Raw genomic sequence first — 19,561 nt, forward strand, 5'->3', positions numbered from 1 at the left:
CGACTTTGGAAGGAAGGCAAATGGCCACGACCAGAATTGGTAGTCACCCGAATGATGTCACTCGTCTCCGAATGAGAGGGTGTGACTCGCTGTCTAAAGTCGTCGGGGAGATGACCTTCACGCAGGGTTTCTATTTCATCGTGACGGGGCGTCGCCCAACGGAGGTCCAGACCAAGGTCCTCGATGCAGCGCTTTTGATTCTGATGGATCATGGGTTGACACCGGGAGCGCTCGTTGCTCGTCTGGTGGCAGACTCGAATCCGGACGATGTTCAAATTCCGTTGGCTGCCGGCATTCTTATGGTGGGCAATCGGTTCGCTGGCACGATGACCGGCGCTGGTCGCATATTGAGCGACGGCATGGCATTTCAGGGCGACAAGCATGTATGGGCGGAGCAGGTCGTCCAGGACTTCAGGAAAACAAGGCGGCGAATTCCCGGTTTTGGTCACCAGCAATACACGTCAGGAGATCCGCGGACTGAGCGACTCTTCAATATTGCAGAGAGTGCGGGCGTAAAAGGCGACTACATCGGCCTGATCAAGTTGCTCAGTGCTGCTATCGACAAGGATGCCAAGCGGCATATCACCCTCAACGTCACAGGCGCCCTAGGCGCTGTTCTGCACGAAATTGAATTTCCGGTTGGAGCCATGCGATCGGTTGCGGCAGTCGGTCGTTGTGCAGGATTGGCGGCGCACATCGAAGAAGAGCGGCAAGCGCCTGTCGCGCCTGAGCTGATCAATTTCGGTGCAGCGGTGGAGTACATCGATTGATCTTCGTTGCCGCCGTCTGTTAGTCAAATAGGTTTGTTGACTAAGCTATGAAGCTAATCTATATTGCGAGTGTGGAGAAACGGTACCGACTGTGACTCGCTTTCACAGGGGAGGTTGCGATGTCGATAAGCAGAAGGTCTCTTTTGGTCAGTACTGCTGCCGCTTCTGGAAGCGCATTGCTTCCTGGCTATCTCAGATCCGCTAAGGCGGAAGCGGGCCCCATCCGCATAGGTGTTCCCACCGGAATTACCGGCAACTGGGCGGCCTTGGGCCAGCAGGTGCAGCGGTCGTGCCGACTATTTGCCAAGTCCGTGAATGCCAAGGGCGGCATCAATGGCCGGCCCATCGAATTCATCTATGAGGACACTCAGGGCGATCCTGCTGCGTGTGTGCGCAAGGTTACCGAGCTTGTCGAGCGCGGCGGGGTCAATCTGATCACTGGCATCATTTCGAGTCCCGAGTCGTTGGCCGTGATGCCGCGCCTCAACGACTGGAACGCGATCTATGTCGGGAGCATCAGTGGCGTTGGGTCAATGACCGCCGCCAATTTTGTGCCAAATGCGTTCCGCGCGTGCACGTCCGGGCCTATGCGTGCGAGGACGATTGCTCTGTGGTTGGCGGACTCACCCAAGAAGCGTTACTTTGCGATCGCGCAGGACTATGCTTGGGGAAAGAGCAGTGTTGCGACCTTCGAGAAGCTCATAACGGATCTCAAGAAGGAGGTTGTGGGGCAGGTGTTGTCCCCGCTGGGAACTAAGGATTATTCGAGCTTTATTGCGCGTATTCGGGAGGCTAAGCCCGAGGTGCTCTACATCGCAATGAGCGGCGACGATGCGACGGCCTTCCTCAAGCAGGCCGCCCAATACCGGCTGGCCGATCGCATGCAGTTGGTAACCGAGGTGTTGGATATCCTGAACATCAAGCCCCTTGGCGAGGCCGCGGTCGGATTGTACGGCGTCAGTCAGTACAATTTTGCGTACGATGCGCCCGGCAACATTGAATTCGTTCGGTCGTTTAAGGCCGAGTACCACGACGTGCCGGATACTTACGAGGGCGAGCAGTGGCAAGCCCTCGCATTCTTGGCTGAAGCCATTCGTCGCGGGAATTCGACGGACGTGGCGGCCGTTCGTGGCGCTCTCGAAGGGTTAGAAATCGACAGCGTTAAGGGCAAGGTGAAGATGCGGGCTTGCGACCACCAGGCGGAGCAGCAGGTCTTCATCGCACAGGTCGAGAAGACGCAGCAGGTGGCTTACCCAGTGCCGAAGATCGGCAAGACCTATGCGGTCGATGCGGTGATGCCCGGTTGCCGCAAGGACACTTACTGAGGCGCGGAGATTCGGCCTCTCGCTCGGGAGGGGCCGGAATCGAGGGATGCGTAGATGATCTCTTGGCAAGTCTTGCTCAATCTGACTTTGAACACTCTCGCTCTGGCGTCGTTGCTCGCGATGCTGACGATGGGCCTCACTCTCATCTTCGGCATCTTGCGCATCATGAACTTTGCTCATGGCGCGATCTATATGCTCGGAGCCTATTCCGGCATATCGGCGGCTGCCCTTCTCGGAAATTTCTGGATTGGATTGTTGGTCGCGCCGCTCGCCTCGGGCCTCCTCGGTTGTGTCTTCGAGATCACTCTGCTGAGACGGCTGTATCGGCGCGACGGCGGAAGCTTTTTGCTAATCACGTTTGGCTTGAGCTTGGTCCTGAGCGAGTCGGTTCGCCTTATTTGGGGGCCGAACACCCGTGACGTGGATCTTCCCGAGATGCTCTCCGGTGTGCTGTGGATTGGCGACGAGCCGTTTCCCGCATACCGGATCTTCCTGATCTTGTGGTGCGTCGTCGTATTGCTTGCGCTGACCTACGTCTTCTTACGTACGCGGCTGGGGTTGTTGATCCGGGCGATCGCCCAGAACGCCGAAATGACCCAGGCGCTTGGGATCGACGTCGGGCTGATGAGGTCGTTGACCTTCGCTGTTGGCTGCGCGTTCGCAGGCCTGGGTGGCTATCTCGCGGTTCCGCTGATCACTGGCTACATCGGTATGGGTGGAGCGGCGATCATCGACTCGTTCGTTATCGTCATGATCGGTGGCATGGGGAGCTTGTTCGGCTCGGTTGCGGGTAGCGTCCTGGTCGCGCTCACGCAGACCTTCGGCAACTTCTATCTTCCTGAATTGGCGCTCGTCGCGACCTATCTCCTGATGATTGGAGTGCTTCTGTATCGGCCAGGCGGATTGTTCGGAGAGCAAGACTAGAAGGGCGTGTACTCATAAAGACGCAGATGCCTGAGCAATGAGCTTACATCACAAACTCACAAAGAACTGGCCGGGAGGGGTTGGCTCGTTGCATCGATGTTGGAGCGGAACGTTCTTGTTAACCCACTAGAGGAGCGCGCTATGTCCTGGAAGTCGAAGCCGAGTTGGTACAATCTGGGCGATGCGAAGGGCAAAGCGCCATTGCAGACCTCAGAGGAGTTTGTGCGCACCTATGGTGCTGTCGTCGACGCGCTCACAGCGACGATCGTCAATGCAGAGGCCGGGTTAAACTGGCTGAGCGCTCAACAGCCGGATCTGGAAGTAGTTCGGCGAACTCTCAAGACCATCGCTAACGACGGTAAGCGTGCAGGCGAAATTGTCGTTCGACTTCGGGCGCCGATGCGGGATGACGCTCCGATTTATGAGTACACGTCCTAATGAAGTACGCAGCTCCTATCGTCGCGCTTCTGCTGTCGGCGCCATTCTTCCTGTCTGGCTTTCACATTACGCTTTTGACGGAGATCTTGATCTTCGCCTTGTTCGCCATGAGTCTTGATGTCCAGGTCGGATACGCGAGGATGTTCTCGTTTGGGCATGCCGCCCCGTACGGCGTCGGTGCGTATGTAGCGGCATTCGCCTTGGTCGTCGGTCAGCTGCCGCTACCGGCCGCCATCTTGATTGCCGTGGCCGCGGTGTTCTTCCTCTCCGTCCCGGTGGGCTGGCTCTGCACCAGGGCGAGCGGCGTGGCATTTGCCATGCTAACGCTCGCCTTCGCGCAATTGGCGTTTGCCGTTGCCTTCAAGTGGAATAGCGTAACCGGAGGCTCGGATGGAATTTCAGGACTGATCCGGAACCCCGGCCCTTGGGGTTTCTCCAGTCTGGAATCGCGAGACGGCTTCTATTGGCTCACTGCGTTCCTCGTCCTGGGGGCCGCATGGCTCGCGAGCAGGTTCGTTCGCTCTCCGATGGGGACGGCTATTGTTGCCGTTCGGGAGAACGAGAGGCGAGCCATCGCGATCGGCTACGAGCCGCGTCAGCTCCGGCTCGCTGCATTCGTGATTTCGAATACCGGGGCTGGGCTGGCCGGCGCACTCCATGCGGGCTTCTTGTTATTCGTATCGCCTGAACTTCTGCATTGGACTTTGTCCGGATACGTTCTCGTTGCCGTGGTACTTGGAGGAAGCGGAACCCTAGTCGGCCCGATGGTTGGAGCGGCTCTAATGGTGGTCGGCGGACATCAATTGAGCGCCGTGGCGACAAGCTGGCCGCTGTTCATGGGCCTGCTCTTTATGATTGTCGTGGTGGTTGCTCCGAATGGTCTTTGGGGGATCAAGTCGTCAATTGTGAATGCTCTCGCTTTGCGACGAGCGAGCCGGTTGGAGGTGAATCGTGTCGCTTCTTGAGTGCACCGGATTGACGAAGAAGTGGGGCGCGCTTGCTGCTGTGAGCCAGGTTGACATCGTCGTTGAGGCGGGCGAAGTCGTTGCGCTAATCGGCCCGAATGGAGCGGGCAAGTCGACTTTGTTCGATTTGATTGCTGGGAGGGTCACCAAGACCGCGGGTGCTGTATCGTTTCGTGGTGATCGGGTCGATGGCCTGTCCGCGGCTGCACTCACTCGTCTTGGACTTAGTAGAACTTATCAGATCACAGCTCTTTTCCCTAACCTCACAGTTCTTGAGAATGTCCGATTGGCGGTGCAGGCTTGCAAGCCGGCTCGAAGACGTCCGCTGTTCTCGAAGTCTCTTCATGACTCCACGACCAGCGAGGCCCTGCAGTGGCTGGCCAAAGTCGGATTGAACGCAAGAGCCAATGCACTCGCAGGTCAGCTGTCACACGGAGATCAGCGACTCACTGAAATCGCGGTTGCTCTAGCAATGCGGCCCAAGCTCCTGCTGCTGGATGAGCCAACGCAGGGAATGTCGGTTGAGGAAACGCGCGGTACGGTCGAGCTGCTCAAGTCTTTGCTAAAGGACACCGACATCGCCGTTCTACTCGTTGAACATGATCTGGAAGTCGTTTTTGGACTTGCCCATCGCATCGTGGTCCTGGATCGGGGGCGAAAAATCGCCGATGGGCTCCCCGATACAGTAAAGGCGGATCCTGTCGTGCAACAAGCGTATCTGGGGGCGGGGCATGTTGCGCATTGACGGCTTGGAGGCTGGCTACGGCATCGGCAAGGTTCTATTCGGAGTCGACCTCGAGGCACCTCCTGGGCAAGTTACAGCCATCATAGGACGTAATGGCGTCGGTAAGACGACAACTTTGAAGGCAATCCTTGGTTTCTTGCCCGTGACCGCCGGCCGGATTTCGCTCGATGGCAAGGAGCTTCGCGGAAAGCAGGTCCACGAAGTGGTTCGTGCGGGCATCGGCTACGTACCGGAGGGGCGTCAGATTTTTCCGGCACTGACCGTACTCGAGAACTTGCGGGTAGGTCAGCGCCGTCCTCCCCAGGTCTGGACCGAGGAGCGCCTTCTCGCGCTGTTTCCGAATTTGCGGGAGCGGTCCCAGAATGCAGGGCGCGCCCTGTCAGGTGGGGAGCAGCAGATGTTGGCGATCGCGCGAGCCCTTGTAACTGACGTCAAGGTATTGATGCTTGATGAGCCGACCCAGGGACTCGCGCCGAAGGTCGTGGACCAGATTGGAGACGTAATTCGTCGCCTGAAGGCAGAAGGAGTTGCGGTTCTTCTAGTGGAGCAGAACTTGAATCTCACCGAAAACGTCGCCGATCGAATTCTCGTCATGTCGAAGGGAAGGATCGTTGAGACGGTCACTGGCGAAGGATTTCGAGCCAATGGCGAAGATATTCGGCATCGATGGCTCACGATCTGATTAGACCCCGTATTGTAGAGAGCGACGAGGATCGCAATGATGGAATTGGACGGCAAGCCACTTCTGGACGGTCAAGCCGCGGTAGTAACCGGCGCCGGCCAAGGCATGGGCAGAGAGATCGCGTTGGGGCTGGCAAAGGCAGGTGCTCGTGTCGTTGTGTGCGACATCAATGTCGCCACGGTCGATGCAACAGCAAGCGAAATTCAACAGCGCGGCGGTACGGCTTGGCCACTCGTGTGGGACGTATCCGATGCTGCAGATTCAATGCGTGTAGCTAGCAAGGTTAAGGAACTCGCTGGCGACATCTCAATTCTCGTCAACAATGCGGGAATTCATCGTCGAGGCTTGGTCGGCGCGCCCGAACACGTCGATACGTGGCGAAGCATCATGGCCGTCAACCTTGACGGTGTGATGTTTGGGATAACTGCCTTCCTGGATCAGTTGAAGCAGACGCGCGGTTGCATCATCAACCTGGGTTCGATCCAGTCCTTCGCCGCGGCGCCGAATGATACGACCGCGTACACAACGAGCAAGGGCGCGGTCCTTATGTTCACTAAGGCGCTGGCCGTTGAGTTCGCTCGATACGGGATTCGGGTCAACGGAGTGGCTCCGGGATTCATCGAAACGCCACAGACAGAAGCATCTCGCGCGAATCCGGACCGCGTGGCTTTCATTCTGTCTCATACTCCGGTGAAGAGGTTCGGACGAGCCGACGAGATCGTCGGTCCCGTCGTGTTTCTTGCCTCTCCAATGGCAAGTTTCGTGAATGGGGTGATGCTGCCAGTCGATGGCGGCTTCCTCACCCTCTGACAACGCTGAAAGGATGCGGACCATGGCACGTACCAACCAAGTTGATGTTCTTTCCCATGTCGGCCCTGGCACTAAGGTCGGCGAGCTCTTTCGCTCGGTCTGGTTGCCGGCGCTCCTGTCCGCCCAACTGCCAAAGCCCGGCGGCGCGCCGGTACGTTTGAAGCTCCTCGGTGAGGAACTGGTCGCCTTTCGCAGCGGAGACGGTCAGGTCGGGATAGTGCAGGCGAACTGCGCTCACAGGCTAGCGCCGCTTTTTTATGGTCGCGTCGAAGAGCAGGGAATTCGTTGTGCCTACCACGGGTGGCTCTACGACAAGTCAGGCCAGTGTTTGGACATGCAGAATGAGTCAGACAAGGCAGTCTGTAGCAAAGTCAAGATCAAGTTCTATACGGCAGTCGAACAGGCAGATGTCGTCTGGGTCTATATGGGGCAGGACGCTCCGCCGGAGCTGCCGAAATTTCCATGGATGGGCCTGCCAAAATCGCAGCGGAATGCAACGGTCTGGATCCAGGAGTCCAACTGGCTGCAAGGCATGGAGGGCGAGCTAGACAGCTCGCACGTGTCCATCCTTCATACGAATCCAGCCACGATGGCCACATCGCCCGTGCATCAGCACTATTCGGCGTCGGACCTTTCTCCGAAATTGTATGCAAAAAACACTGCCATAGGCGTTCTTGCAATCGCCCGGCGAAACGCGGACAGCAAGTTCTACTGGCGTGTATCCCAGTTCATGGTCCCCGCGTTCAGCTCTATTCCTAGCGCAGATTTCCCAATTGGTGGTCGAGCGTTCATCCCGATCGACGATCACAACACGTATACGTGGGACTTCAACTACTATGAAAAGGGCGATCTGCCCAAGGCCTTCCTAGACTACGTTGGCAAGGGCCTGGCATTCCCGCCGGAAAGCACGTATCAGCCCTTCAAACTGAATACTGGAACAATCATCGATACGTACGTTCCCGTCCGCACTGCCCTGAATAGTTACTTCATCAATCGGGAAGGGCAGAGCCTGTCCAGCCCGACCGGCATCCATGGTCTTAACGATCAAGACCGAGCCATGCAGGAGGGCATGCTTGCGCTTGAAGGTAGCAGCGGTCGCATCGTTGATCGAGCCAAGGAGTTCCTTGTGGCTGCCGACATCGGCATCATTCGTGCGCGCCGCCGGATCCTGGACGTTGTGCAAGACGAGGCAAGCCTCGCAAAGTTCAAGCAGACCATCAAAGATGGTGCGGCATACGCCGTACGACCACTTGACGTTGTGTCTGAACATGGCGAACTTGATGCCTTTTTGGCACAGCACGACGGTCAGCTCACTTCGAAGCGTGAAGCGGCTTAGACAGAGGCCTCAAGCAGCGGAATCGAATATGGCCTGGCAGCAAGTGACGACTCGTGACAAGGTGTCGCCAGAGACGCCGTTTGCGTTCACTATCGGGGAACGCAATTTCGCGCTCTATCAAGTCGCCTCCACGTACTACGCTTTAGACAATGTCTGTCCGCATGCTTTTGCGCTGATGTCGGACGGCTTCGTGGAGGGCGACACTGTCGAGTGTCCACTCCACGGCGCACTCTTCCATATTCCAAGTGGTCGCTGCTTGGGGCCGCCTGCAGATGCGGATTTGAGATCCTACCCAGTTCGCTTGGACGACGAGCAGATTCTCGTGGATGTGTGATTCTCCACTATGCAAACGACGCGAAACGGCCAGCAATTCGTTATTGTGGGAGCGGGACAGGCTGGAGGATGGGCCGCTCGGACGCTGCGCGAACGTGGGTTCGCTGGCCGGATCGTACTTATTGGCCAGGAGGACCATCCGCCGTATGAACGTCCCCCTCTTTCGAAGGAGTTTCTCGTCTCGCGTAAGGATCCAGCTGGCACCTATCTGTTCGCGATGGAGAAGCTTTGCGGATTGGACATTGAGATGCGCAGAGCATCTACCGCGATAGCGATCGACCGGTCGGGACATGAGCTTGTGCTCCGAAATGGAGATAAGATCCCGTATGATCGCCTGTTGCTGACCACGGGCGCCCGGCCCAGAAAGCTGTCTATGCCTGGGGCCGATCTCAAAGGGATTCACTATCTTCGCACGATTGAGGACAGTGCTCGTATTCGACAATCGCTCGGAGCGGCCACCCACGTCCTTGTCGTCGGTGGTGGCTGGATCGGATTGGAGGTCGCTGCGGCCGCTATCGGTCTGGGAGTGGGGGTGACGCTCGTGGAGGCGGGCGATCAATTGTGCGGGCGATCGCTGCCCAAAGCAACGGCTGCGTACTTCCAGGAACTACACGCTAGTCGCGGAGTAGACGTGCGGCTGAATACCAAGCTCATCGGGTTCGAGGGTAACGGCGCCGTGGAGCGGGCGAGTTTTGCTGACGCCGCGCCTGTGCACACCACCACTGTGATCGTCGGGGTGGGAGTAGAGCCGAACGTTGAGCTCGCAGTCGGCTGCGGACTTAGCGTAGACAACGGAATCGTTGTGGACGAGACCACCCGTACCTCCGATCCATATATCTTTGCTGCTGGAGACGTGGCAAGCCACCCGGTAGATCGAGTGGGACTGCGACACCGTCTTGAAACATGGCATAACGCGCAGAACCAGGGAATCTCGGCTGCTAAGGCCATGCTCGATGAGGATGCGAGATATCGCGAACTACCATGGTTTTGGTCGGACCAGTTCGATCTCAATTTTCAGCTCTTGGGGATACCGGGCCGGGCTGATGAGATCTACGTCAAGGGCGATCGCAACGCCGGCCGCTTCGTGCAGTTTTTCGTCGCTGACCAGCGTCTCAGTGCGATCGCAGCCTTCAACAGCCCTCGTGAACTACGCGAGGCGAAGCGGATGATGCTAGCAAATCCGACGATCGCTCCGTCAGAGCTTACGAACTTGGCGAAACTACAATGAAGGCTGCTGACGTCTCGCACCACGGCGAACGCCAGTACTACGAGAGCATTCGTGAAGGGGCACTGGCTGCCGTGCGCGTGCTCGGTAGGTGACGGAAGTCCTGGGCTCGTAAGCTCAGTCAGGTTGGTATGGCAGTGGCTCGTGGGCCGCTTGAAACGCGTGAGTTAAAACTGCGAAAGCAGTCGCTCCTTTGCACAAGGCTCTATCATCTATCTGAGGTGTTTTATGGCCAAAGCGCTCGCAGCTGTTCTCGAAAGTCCGAAGAACTTTCAGTTTCGCGAGTTCAAGATCCCGGAGATCGCCGACGACGATGCGCTCCTGCGTGTCGAGGCATGTGGGCTCTGCGGAACGGACTATGACCAATGGCTCGGGCATCTGAAAGATTGGGGCGGTGGTATGCCGATCATCCCCGGGCACGAAATCATGGGGTTCATCGAGCGAGTGGGACCGAAGGCCTCCAAGCTGTGGAACGTGAAAGAGGGAGATCGCGTCGCTATCGAACCGATCATCCCCTGCGGCCATTGTGAGGATTGCGTTCGGGGTGCCTATACCCGGTGCCAGACGGATTTGGGGTACGGGCTATATCAGAGCACCGATGTGGCCCCTTCGCTTTGGGGTGGATACGCTACGCATACCTATTTGCATCCGCGCACGATGGTCCACAGACTGCCCTCAAACATCCCGACTGATTTGATGACGCTGGTGAACCCTTTGTCGAACGCGATCCGCTGGGCGTACGAAGTCGGAAGGGTTGGAATGGGCTCGACTGTCGTCATCGAAGGCCCTGGACAACGAGGACTCCTCGCGGTCGCAACAGCGAAGAAGGCAGGCGCTGCGAATATCATCGTGACAGGAACACGCGCGGATGCGGAGCGACTGGTACTCGCCGCGAAGTTGGGTGCGACGGCCACCATTGATGTAGAAGAAGAAGATCCGGTTCGGCGAGTTATCGAGCTCACGGATGGCCGGCTTGCCGATGTCGTTCTAGACGTTTCATCGGGAGCCATGGCGCCTGTGTTGCAGGCGATCGACATGGTAAAGCGGGGGGGAAGGGTCGTGTTGGCAGGTCTCAAAGGCCAGAACAAGCTAAATGGTCTACCCATCGATAAGGTTGTTCTAAGTGAAATCGAACTCGTCGGCGTCCTGAGCGCGGGATGGCAATCAACCGAGATGGCAATCAATATGATCAGGGAAGATGGGGGCGCGCTTCGGGAGCTTTGTTCACACTCGTTTCCGCTCGCTCGCGTAACCGACGCGGTGCGGACACTTGGACGAGAGATTGCCGATAGCCGTGATGCGGTTCACGTTACATTGACAACATCGTGATCGCCATGTGCAGCCTTTGCGTGGCCCGTTTGGCTGGTCGACTTAGTGCGTCCCTAACGCCTCGCGGCGGCGAGGAGAGCGATGCGGACAGTGCCGGTCAAGAGCCTAGTGGAAGTCATCGAACGAAGGCGACGTCGAAGGGGCCTGCCGTGGTCGAGACGAGTGGAGAGCAGGCCAAAGGCGTCGCGCACAGATGAGCGTCGCTTGGGTGCCTGGGAGTCGGGTGTGTGGCTCTGGAATGCCGCCCGATCGTGCGTCTACGCCGCGCTGCGAGCTATTCGAAAGCTTGATCATGGGATGGCGCAGTTCTGGGATCAGGGCAAAAGCTGAGCCATAGCGCAAATTCCTGAAGCTCCGCTGGCAGGCCGGTTGTCTGCTCCTCCCTGACTTGGCCGCCGCCGGCTCTCGCGGCGGCCACTTTCACGTTAGTCGGCCATTTGGTCGAGCCTCATCCCGCGGAACTCGAGCCCGACTCTCCTGGCGCCCCACGTCACAGTGAGTGAGATCGCGCCGAGGCTCGGCTGATCATCACCTTCGGCAATGTCACAAGATGCCGAACTCTGAAGAAAAGCGGTTTGACGGGTCGTAATGGGTCTTTAAGCGCCTCAGTTTCTTCAGGGCATCGCCGTAGAACTCGCGTGCTTGGTCGTGGCTGTCCACATCGAGTATGGCAGGATAGGCCCCGCGTATGCTCAGCGGCTCGATCGACCGTCTTATGCTGTCCACTGCCTGCCTTTTTTCTCGTCCTCAGGCTCGCGAGGATTCCAAGTGGAGACGATCTGCATACTAAAGTGGTCGCGACGGACTGAAAACGAGGTCGAATCCTCGGGGATGCGCGCCGCGGCCCCGTGAAAGTCGTGGAGCATGAGGCAGTTTCTGTCGGAAGGACATCGGACGGCGCAATCCACGATGAGGCCGATGACGTCGTCGGAGAGGCGGGCGATGTTGTTGGCGTCCATCTGGTAGCCTCGTCCCTTCGGCCAGGCGTCCTCGGCATCATCATACATATCTTTGTAGGCGCACCACTTCTAACTTAACGTAGTGGCATTACCTTCTCGGACATCAGGCAAAAATAATGCTCTCCCTTTTGCTCATCTCCCGTCCATAACGGCTCCATGATCAGTCCGAAAACTCCGTTTGGCGCAGCCGCAAATGTCGAAGTGACGCCGAGGGCGTCGTGGTCCTCATCGATCAAGCTTTGTAGGATCCGTAAGCCTTGTTCCGCGGATGAGAGAGGAAAGAAGATCTTTCCTGTCAGCACTTTCTCCAGAGGAAACACGGAGTACTCGGCCGACGTCACGATACCGAAATTCTTCCCGCCGCCACGCCGCGCCCAGAACAGGCCTGGATTACTCGCGTGACTTGCAACGACCAACGATCCGTCCGCCACAACTACATTCGTCCTTTGAAGCGTGTCCGTCACCAAGCCGAAGCGAGAATTGAGCTTTCCGTAACCGCCTCCGAGAGCGCGCCCCGTTACACCTACCGCTTTGTGGACACCCGTCACCAGCCCGAAGCCGCTGGGAAGGCAAGTTAAGGCGTTCCTAACCAAGGCTCCGCCTCCAGCTGTGATTGTGTGTCGTGCGGGATTGAAAGTGGCCTCACTCAGTCTCCTCATGTCCAAGGTGATTCCATTCCTGCAGGCGGATCTACCGACGCAGTCATGCCCGCCACCCAAGGCTGATACGTCGCTGCGTGATCTCGAGCTATTTCTATTGCCCTTTGAACATCAAACGCATCGAAACACGCGACCGATGCGAGTGTTTCGACGTTCGCTGCCCCGTTCCAAAGACCCGTCCTGGCGCTTTCGTTGGCGCCGTCGCAAATCTTCACGTTTTCGCCAAAGGACTTTTCAGGTCGCCTATCAAGCCAGTCTTCATAGAACTGCTGCTCCTTGTGTGATCGCAGCAACCGCCGATCGCTATCTCGAGTCGATCCGACGATCCGCTACTTGTCAGCCGAACCTGGTGCCGATGAGATCAAACACCTCGTCCTTCGGTAAAGAGCTCTCCAAGAGGAGTGTTACCCAGTGCTCCTTGTTCATGTGATAGGCCGGTAAGATGCCCCGTCTTCTTTTGATGAAGTCGATCCGCTCCGGCCCGCACTTTACGTCGACTATCTCATCTCCCTCGAGGCCCAGCCTGTCTTTAGGAGCGTCCATGACGAGACAGAACCATTGTCGCTGCCGGAATGCCGCAGCACCGCGTAGTGAGGAAAATGCTGAAACGGGTAACCTGGTTTTACCTGGTATTCTCTCTTCGCGAACTTGAAGAGTTCAGAACGGTTGATGACATCCGACCTCCTGTGTTCCGGACACAAACTGCGCAGCTAATTTGCGGTAGTGTTGCAAGGATGTCGGTCCAACACGCCAGCTTAGACGCAAGTTTTCGCGTCTCGCAAATAGATCAGTTAGCTAGGCCAGATTAATAGGATATTGACATTGGCGACTTTACAATGCCATATATCCAAGGTAGTTTAGTCCGGTTAGAGCTACAGAGACGCTTCACATGCGAGAGCAGCCTGGTCCAAACGAGCTTTGTGCTTTGACCTTCTTTGCCTTTGGGGCACACGCGTCGCACGGTGAGCAATCGCCTACATCCTCAGGCGGCCTAGGGCTTAGGACGGTTTCATGGGAGACTGCTCTTCTAAAGTTTCAACGATTGAGCCGGCTGGCAAGTGCAATTCGCTGGACGCGTGGCCGCGAATGCAGCACGTCACGCCGCGGCGAGCTGACGGCTCGCTGCGCACCCATTTGAACAGACGTAGTTGGAAAGGTATCACAGGCGTCAAATGGAAGCTGCATGGGATTGCAAATAAGCAAACACCCGGCAGGCAATCCCACGATGGTCCGCTTTGAGTCACGAACCGATCTGGCGAGAGGGCGGCCTTTGAATGCGGAGCGGACCTGTATGGCCTCCGCGCAGCACGTAGTGGCGCCGGGACCAAAGGTCTCTTCCTGATCTCTGACGCTTCCCGGCTATGTGCCATGCGAGCTGTGTCAGTCTGCGGCGCGCCCTCCAGCTGACAAGGCTCCAACAGATGGCGAAATTGCCAGTGCTTCATCAGGAGCCATTTTTTCTGTGAATTCCCGCCCGAAAAATTGAGGCGGCTATGCCGTCGACACTTCCGTCAGAATCGAAGATTCGTGCTGATAGATCAACGTCTAAATGTCCGTGAAATGTTAGAGTGGGAGTGATGGCGCGGAGAATGGATATTGAGGAATATCAAGAGCCGAACTCGTATGCGATAGCAGCCCATAGTGGGCGAACTTGTTTTGGCGGCTACGACCAATGGCGGATCTTTACGGAAGAACTCCGGAGGCGGAATTCTCTTGGTGTGCAGCTAGTTTCACGTTTGAAGAATTTACTAAAGTGCGTGGCCTCGTAGAATCCGAGCTTTTCCGCAATCTCTCCAATTGGCAAATCCGTATGAGCCAGTAGGCGCTTGGCTTCTAGATTGATACGCTGGGACAGGAAGGCCTTCGCGCTCATGCCGACTGCGATTGTCGTAGCTCGTGTTAGGCTTTTTTCAGTACACCCAAGTTCCTTCACATAGTCACCAAGTTGATTCCATTCGGAAAAGTGCTGCTCGACGAGCTTCTGGAAACGGTTGAATCTTTGCAACGCGGCTGACCACTGAGGGTCCAGGCTCATTCCTCTGCCATGGATGACAGCGAGCCACGTAGCAAAAGCATAGAATTGAAAACGCAGCAAAGCATGGATGTCGGCGGGAAGCGCCGCTGCGCTGGCCTTATTCCTCGACACAGCACTCGTTGGTCGAGACGAGGTGTCGATCAGAGAATCGGCTCGCATCTGAACAATGGCATCTGATGCACGCTTCAGCTCATCGTGGTCCAGCTTAAGACTGTGTGGCAATCGCTCAAGATCAAAGGAGAGCCGGAGGTCCTGGGATACGGACATTGCGGGTAAGAGAAATTCAGGGCGAAACAGAATAATCCATCCGTCCCAGTTTTCATCACTTCCGAAGTTGTGTGCTTGGCCAGGCCTCAGTATGAGCAGGGCGCCTTCCGAACAGGAAACGGGTTCGAAATCCACAAACTGAACGCACCGTCCTTTAGTGACGCAAATGATCATGTAGAACTCATAGCTGTAAGTCCACCGCATGGCCTCCGCCCGTGTTCTCCGCTTGAGGTTGGTTACGCGGAAGATTTCGAGGTCATAGGGGTACGGCTTCGAGGGACGATAGCCGAGGCGCTCGACATCGACCTTCCGTCGGGAAGTGGCGTGCATTTCCGTGGCCCTTTCGAGTCAGATTGCCTGACCACATGTCCGAATTGTATCATAAATTCTCGTCTTTTCGCCTTTTTCCGGGAAGGTGATGGCCTATAATCGCCATATCGATTGATTGCTGAAGGCGTGAAACGATGACCGCTGATACGAACAAGATCGGAGAGGCGCTTCTTGAGCTCGAGCGTTCACTAAACGAGCGGTGGAGCGCGGGCGACAGCAGCGGCTATCTCGAGAATTACCACGACGAATTGAGCTATTTCGACCCCCATGTCGAGAAGCTTCTCGTCGGTCGTGAAGCTGTGCTCGGCCATCTCCGCGCGCTATACGAAGACCCGCATATCATTCGGAGCGAATATCTCAATCCCCATGTCATTGTCAGTGACGGCGGCGATCTTGCGGTACTGAGTTATAATCTCAATACATTCGTGTCGGACGGCAAGGGTGGCGAGAAGCAACTTCGTGCTTGGAATTCGACGGAAGTTTATCGCTTGATCGACGGCCGGTGGCGGATCGTGCATTCGAACTGGGCGCTGACGAAATCGATGGCTGCGGCCTCAGCCTCGTGATGGTTCAATTCCTCGCAATCTGCGACCGGCCCCTTCGGTAGATGGGCGCATTCGCTAGAGACGAACGGAGTGCGCCATGGGCGAGAGGATGCAAGCTGTTGTGCTTTCGGAATCGGGCGGCATCGACAAGCTCGTCATCACTGAGCTTCCGATACCTTCAACACGGCCGGGTTATGTACGCATTCGCGTGAAGGCGTTCGGAGTCAATGAGTCCGAAGTCACCAGCCGCAAAGGGCTGTCCGACCCGGATTTCACGATGCCTCGCGTGCTTGGCATCGAATGCGTCGGCATTATCGACGAGGCTTCAACGGGCAGCGGTCTGGCACCTGGGCAACAGGTCGCCACCATGATGGGCGGCATGGGGCGCTCCCTCGATGGGAGCTACGCCGAATATACTCTCGTTCCGACCACACAAGTCATTCCGTTCCAAACAAGTCTGCCGTGGGAGGTGGTTGGCGCGCTCCCAGAGATGTTCCAGACGGCCTATGGCTCCCTGACCAAGGGACTTGCCATCGAGCGTGGCCAGTCACTGCTGATCCGCGGCGGCACGTCGACTGTCGGCCTCTCGGCGGCGACGATCGCCAAGGAAATGGGCGCAGTGGTGATCTCTACTACTCGCCGCGCCGAGCACGTGGCGCTGCTGCGCGAATTCGGTGTCGATCACCCTATCGTCGATGACGGAAAGATCGCGAAGGCCGTGTGTGCACACTTCCCAAAAGGGGTTGACGCGTCGCTCGAACTGGTGGGCGGCCGGACCTTGCAGGATACGCTTCAGGCGACCCGGGTCCATGGCACGGTCTGCTTCACGGGCGCATTATCCGACGAGTGGGTGATCCCCGATTTCAGCCCGCTAGGCTATATTCCGTTCGGGGTACGGCTGACCGCCTATGGTGGTGGGGCTGCCGATCTGCCGCCCAGTGTCTTCAATCGGCAGCTCCTGGCTGTCGCGGATGGTCGGCTGAAAGCTCCCATCGCGAAAGTCTATCACGGTCTCGAAGGAGTCCGCGACGCGCAGGCCGACCTTGAGGCAGGGACGACGCCTGGCAAGCATGTGGTCGTGCTCGATTGATTTTACCCTCTGCAAAGTTTGGTCCACGAAAAGGACAAGCAGATGTCAAAAAGATCCGAACAGACGCAGCGCTTTGCCGAACTCTATGTTGATCAACTGTCGGACTGGGCGAAGATCAAGACGCGGCCACTGTTTGGCGCAGTCGCCCTCTATCGTAACGACCACGTCTTCGCCATGGCGTGGCACGGCGCGCTCTACTTCAAGGTCGATGACGACTCGCGCATCGAATACGAGTCCGCGGGCTCCCAAGCGCTCGGCTATGTTTGCGACGGCGATGATCGCGCACTCAAATCCTACTGGGAAGTTCCCGCAGACGTGCTCGAAAATGGGGAAAAGCTGCACGCATGGGCCGAGCGCGCCTATCAGGCGGCGCTGAAGAGCGGGAAGCACTGACCGGCGGTACGATGCGCTTGACGGACACCGGAACCGCCGAGCCGCTTGCAAATTTTGCTCCCGGGCCGCGCGTGGTCCGCCTCGGCGTTCAAGGCCGCGAATGTCGGGATCATCGCGCGCAAGGAGGTCGGCGGCGGCCGGGTGAATCGGGGGTGGCCGGCGGTTCGAGATCAACTACTCGGGCTATCTGGAGCTCGCGAACCGCTCTGGACCGAGCACGTTCGGGCGCTGGCCGAACTCTATGCGTACACGCTCGAGATTCTCCATTGCGATTGCTTTGGCGGCATCGCGGGTCATCTTGCGGACGCGGATCAACGCCAATGTACAATTATCGAGCACCGTCAGATGGGGAAATAGATTGAACTGATGGAAAACATCCCAAGCTCACGGCGCGCCTCGGCCAAGCCGTTCATTCCCCGACGGACTTCGGTGCCATTGACAACAATTCTGCCCCGCTGATGCGTTTCAAGCTGATTTATGCAGCGAATCAAGGTCGACTTACCTGATCCCGATGGACCGCACACGACGATTCGCTCGCCGACGGCCACGCTGAGGCTAACGTCATCGAGGACTTGAAATGTGCCATACCACTTGGACACGTCTTCGATCAGCACTGCAGCAGGTGGAGGCATTCGCTGTTCTGCAGCAGAACTTTCGTATTCCGCAATATTAGGCGTCATATCGACCTTTAAAGCCGCCTCTAGGGGTTCTCCGGACATTTGCAACGGCATCCGGAGCGCTGATGCAGGCTGGAATGGATCCTGAGGCTTCCAATGAGATCGAGACCTTGAATTGTCGACCGACGCCTCTGCAACCTCGTTCAGACGCTGTAGGATGAATATGCGGCTGGAGGGTGATTGAGTCCGCAACGTTCCGGCAGCACAGATCTTTTCGGGTATCACGTTGTGGATGGAGCCGGCCACCAACTGGCCTATGCTGATCACCGCCGCTTCCTGAGCGTCAACCTCTCGCGCCACGAGATGGTAATTTGCCTGGATCAGTTGTGCCAGTGCGCCGACAGTGTCGTATGCAAGGTGAGGGATCGTCGAAGCGGGCCTGGCAAAGCTGGTAGAGGTTGCGGCGCCCAAGTTGCCCACATCACCCGCGAATTGCCCTCGATTACGGCAACGACCACTTCGGGCGGGGATCTCTTGTGCTTCCCGAAATGTGGCGATCACATCGCCAGAAAGTCGAAATCATCGACGGATCGGCCGCTATCTGGGCCGTGCGCATGATCAAGAGCGCCGACGAGGTTGAACTGAAGCGGCAAGCCATGAAAGTGGCTACAGATGCGTTTTTTAGCTGCCTTGAAACACTGGAAATCGGGCACACTGAAGAGCAATTCGCAATTGCGTTGAAACGCGAAATGTTTGCGCAAGGATCGGAGAGCGTGCCATGGCTTCCGGTTGGGTTCGGACGCGCGGACATGGCTTACAGCCTTCGGCCTACACAACGAAAGTTGGCTGAGAATGATTACATTTGGGTCGATATCGGATGTGTCCGCGAGGGCTATATGTCGGACGTCAATCGCTCCGCCAAGGGTGGTTCGGTTACGAACGAAGAACAAGCCGCGCATGAGACTATTCGAAGGTTGACGCTCGAGACGCTGCATTCGATCCGGCCGGTCATGACTGGAGGCGACGTATTCAGAAGATGTGCGAACTCGCATCTGCAACATTGTTTGGTGCACCTGCCGGTGCAGCATCCCGCATCGGACACGGCTCAGGTATAGATCTAACTGAACCGCCCTCCATCATGGCCGCGTCTGATGAGGTGATCAGGCCCGGAATGATTATTCATATCGAACCAAAATATGAACCGAACTCGGCGTATCCCAGCTTGAAGAGGTTTGCGTGGTGCGTGACGCGGGCGTTGAAATGCTGACAATACCGGCGCCGGAAAGACTTCCAACCATTGCACTACGTGGTTAGAGCTGGCGGACGGCCTGACTAGGCATCGTATCCGCCAAACGGAGGCGGAGGGTTTTTGCAGCAACAAGCGGATCACTCCCGCGGCGAGCTCAGGAAGGTCAATGCCTGACCAAATACCCATGCGCGGACAAAATGCTGCCCCAGCGTCACCGCGGAACGATTAGATCCCATCGATGTGGTGCGTCTCCTAGCGGTAGCGCGCTCACAAGAGTCGAAACAAGCGCCTGGCGAACTATCAAGCGTTCCGGTAGGGGCTCGGTGCGGCCAAGGTGGTGGTGGCCTTGCGGTCGTGAGGCCGACAGCTAGCGGCAAGGCTAGATGAGCTCTGGCGAGCCGGCAATCCGCAGAGGGGGAGTCCTCGTCCGTCGACTGAGTTCAGGGTTTCTCGCCGCCGAGATTGAGAACAAGCTCGCGGTGGCGGCCCTCACGATCAGGGGAGATTAGGCATACCACCGCGACCGATCGAGCGG

General features: G+C 57.3%; 22 protein-coding genes and 1 pseudogene. 17 read left to right on the forward strand and 6 right to left on the reverse strand.

Annotated features, from left to right (window positions below; genetic code table 11):
* Positions 1-20: 20 nt before the first annotated feature.
* The 12 genes from XH80_RS25165 (at position 21) to XH80_RS25220 (ending at position 10,882) form a co-directional block, all read left to right on the forward strand.
* Positions 21-770 (forward strand): citryl-CoA lyase, encoded by a 750-nt coding sequence (locus tag XH80_RS25165; protein WP_271600867.1) that lies wholly within the window; start codon positions 21-23, stop codon positions 768-770.
* Between the two features lie 119 nt (positions 771-889).
* A complete protein-coding gene (locus XH80_RS25170; RefSeq protein WP_271600868.1) occupies positions 890-2,095 on the forward strand; it encodes an ABC transporter substrate-binding protein in 1,206 nt (401 codons plus the stop codon).
* A gap of 54 nt (positions 2,096-2,149) precedes the next feature.
* The gene (locus XH80_RS25175; RefSeq protein WP_271600869.1) at positions 2,150-3,019 is read left to right on the forward strand and encodes a branched-chain amino acid ABC transporter permease; all 870 of its coding nucleotides are present in this window, start codon (positions 2,150-2,152) and stop codon (positions 3,017-3,019) included.
* Positions 3,020-3,160: 141 nt separating this feature from the next.
* Entirely contained in the window at positions 3,161-3,457 is a 297-nt protein-coding gene (locus XH80_RS25180; RefSeq protein ID WP_271600870.1) for a hypothetical protein, read from the forward strand.
* A complete protein-coding gene (locus XH80_RS25185; RefSeq protein ID WP_271600871.1) occupies positions 3,457-4,422 on the forward strand; it encodes a branched-chain amino acid ABC transporter permease in 966 nt (321 codons plus the stop codon). Before XH80_RS25180 ends, XH80_RS25185 begins: the two co-directional genes overlap by 1 nt.
* Positions 4,409-5,167, forward strand: coding sequence for an ABC transporter ATP-binding protein (locus tag XH80_RS25190; RefSeq protein ID WP_271600872.1), 759 nt, complete (start codon positions 4,409-4,411; stop codon positions 5,165-5,167). Before XH80_RS25185 ends, XH80_RS25190 begins: the two co-directional genes overlap by 14 nt.
* Positions 5,154-5,849, forward strand: a complete 696-nt coding sequence (locus XH80_RS25195) for an ABC transporter ATP-binding protein (RefSeq protein ID WP_271600873.1) — start codon at positions 5,154-5,156, stop codon at positions 5,847-5,849. The genes XH80_RS25190 and XH80_RS25195 overlap by 14 nt, the downstream gene beginning before the upstream one ends.
* 36 nt (positions 5,850-5,885) lie before the next feature.
* Complete coding sequence (locus XH80_RS25200) at positions 5,886-6,659, forward strand: SDR family NAD(P)-dependent oxidoreductase (protein ID WP_271600874.1); 774 nt, start codon at positions 5,886-5,888, stop codon at positions 6,657-6,659.
* Between the two features lie 22 nt (positions 6,660-6,681).
* Positions 6,682-7,995 carry a Rieske 2Fe-2S domain-containing protein gene (locus tag XH80_RS25205; RefSeq protein ID WP_271600875.1) on the forward strand — a complete coding sequence of 438 codons (1,314 nt, stop codon included), beginning with the start codon at positions 6,682-6,684 and terminating at the stop codon, positions 7,993-7,995.
* Between the two features lie 28 nt (positions 7,996-8,023).
* Complete coding sequence (locus XH80_RS25210; protein ID WP_271600876.1) at positions 8,024-8,329, forward strand: non-heme iron oxygenase ferredoxin subunit; 306 nt, start codon at positions 8,024-8,026, stop codon at positions 8,327-8,329.
* A gap of 9 nt (positions 8,330-8,338) precedes the next feature.
* Entirely contained in the window at positions 8,339-9,556 is a 1,218-nt protein-coding gene (locus XH80_RS25215) for an NAD(P)/FAD-dependent oxidoreductase (protein WP_271600877.1), read from the forward strand.
* Between the two features lie 225 nt (positions 9,557-9,781).
* A complete protein-coding gene (locus XH80_RS25220) occupies positions 9,782-10,882 on the forward strand; it encodes a zinc-dependent alcohol dehydrogenase (RefSeq protein ID WP_271600878.1) in 1,101 nt (366 codons plus the stop codon).
* Between the two features lie 543 nt (positions 10,883-11,425).
* On the opposite strand, the gene XH80_RS44100 is transcribed toward XH80_RS25220, so the two are convergent.
* From XH80_RS44100 to XH80_RS25235, 5 genes and pseudogenes are all read right to left on the reverse strand, one after another.
* Positions 11,426-11,608: a BBE domain-containing protein gene (locus XH80_RS44100; protein ID WP_442868677.1), complete on the reverse strand. Its 183-nt coding sequence runs from the start codon at positions 11,606-11,608 to the stop codon at positions 11,426-11,428.
* Positions 11,596-11,841 (reverse strand): hypothetical protein, encoded by a 246-nt coding sequence (locus tag XH80_RS25225; protein ID WP_271600879.1) that lies wholly within the window; start codon positions 11,839-11,841, stop codon positions 11,596-11,598. Before XH80_RS25225 ends, XH80_RS44100 begins: the two co-directional genes overlap by 13 nt.
* A 74-nt stretch (positions 11,842-11,915) precedes the next feature.
* Positions 11,916-12,563 (reverse strand): annotated as a pseudogene (locus XH80_RS25230) (FAD-binding oxidoreductase); the annotation flags it as partial.
* Positions 12,564-12,836: 273 nt separating this feature from the next.
* Entirely contained in the window at positions 12,837-13,043 is a 207-nt protein-coding gene (locus XH80_RS44105; protein ID WP_442868678.1) for an MmcQ/YjbR family DNA-binding protein, read from the reverse strand.
* 1,120 nt (positions 13,044-14,163) lie between these two features.
* Positions 14,164-15,132 (reverse strand): AraC family transcriptional regulator, encoded by a 969-nt coding sequence (locus XH80_RS25235; protein WP_271600880.1) that lies wholly within the window; start codon positions 15,130-15,132, stop codon positions 14,164-14,166.
* A 134-nt stretch (positions 15,133-15,266) separates the two neighbouring features.
* Between XH80_RS25235 and XH80_RS25240 the strand changes: the two genes are divergently transcribed.
* The 3 genes from XH80_RS25240 (at position 15,267) to XH80_RS25250 (ending at position 17,160) form a co-directional block, all read left to right on the forward strand.
* Positions 15,267-15,698 (forward strand): YybH family protein, encoded by a 432-nt coding sequence (locus tag XH80_RS25240; protein WP_271600881.1) that lies wholly within the window; start codon positions 15,267-15,269, stop codon positions 15,696-15,698.
* A gap of 76 nt (positions 15,699-15,774) precedes the next feature.
* Positions 15,775-16,767, forward strand: a complete 993-nt coding sequence (locus tag XH80_RS25245) for a zinc-binding dehydrogenase (RefSeq protein WP_271600882.1) — start codon at positions 15,775-15,777, stop codon at positions 16,765-16,767.
* A 42-nt stretch (positions 16,768-16,809) separates the two neighbouring features.
* Entirely contained in the window at positions 16,810-17,160 is a 351-nt protein-coding gene (locus tag XH80_RS25250) for a TfoX/Sxy family protein (protein WP_271600883.1), read from the forward strand.
* A 341-nt stretch (positions 17,161-17,501) separates the two neighbouring features.
* On the opposite strand, the gene XH80_RS44110 is transcribed toward XH80_RS25250, so the two are convergent.
* Positions 17,502-18,248, reverse strand: coding sequence for an ATP-binding cassette domain-containing protein (locus tag XH80_RS44110; protein WP_442869175.1), 747 nt, complete (start codon positions 18,246-18,248; stop codon positions 17,502-17,504).
* 65 nt (positions 18,249-18,313) lie between these two features.
* Between XH80_RS44110 and XH80_RS25260 the strand changes: the two genes are divergently transcribed.
* Together XH80_RS25260 and XH80_RS44115 are read left to right on the forward strand one after the other, a co-directional pair.
* A complete protein-coding gene (locus tag XH80_RS25260; protein ID WP_271600884.1) occupies positions 18,314-18,892 on the forward strand; it encodes a M24 family metallopeptidase in 579 nt (192 codons plus the stop codon).
* Positions 18,814-19,044, forward strand: coding sequence for a M24 family metallopeptidase (locus XH80_RS44115; RefSeq protein WP_442869176.1), 231 nt, complete (start codon positions 18,814-18,816; stop codon positions 19,042-19,044). The genes XH80_RS25260 and XH80_RS44115 overlap by 79 nt, the downstream gene beginning before the upstream one ends.
* The last annotated feature ends 517 nt before the right edge of the window (positions 19,045-19,561 follow it).

The sequence above is a fragment of the Bradyrhizobium sp. CCBAU 45384 genome, assembly GCF_028128665.1.
Classification (GTDB): Bacteria; Pseudomonadota; Alphaproteobacteria; order Rhizobiales; family Xanthobacteraceae; genus Bradyrhizobium; species Bradyrhizobium manausense.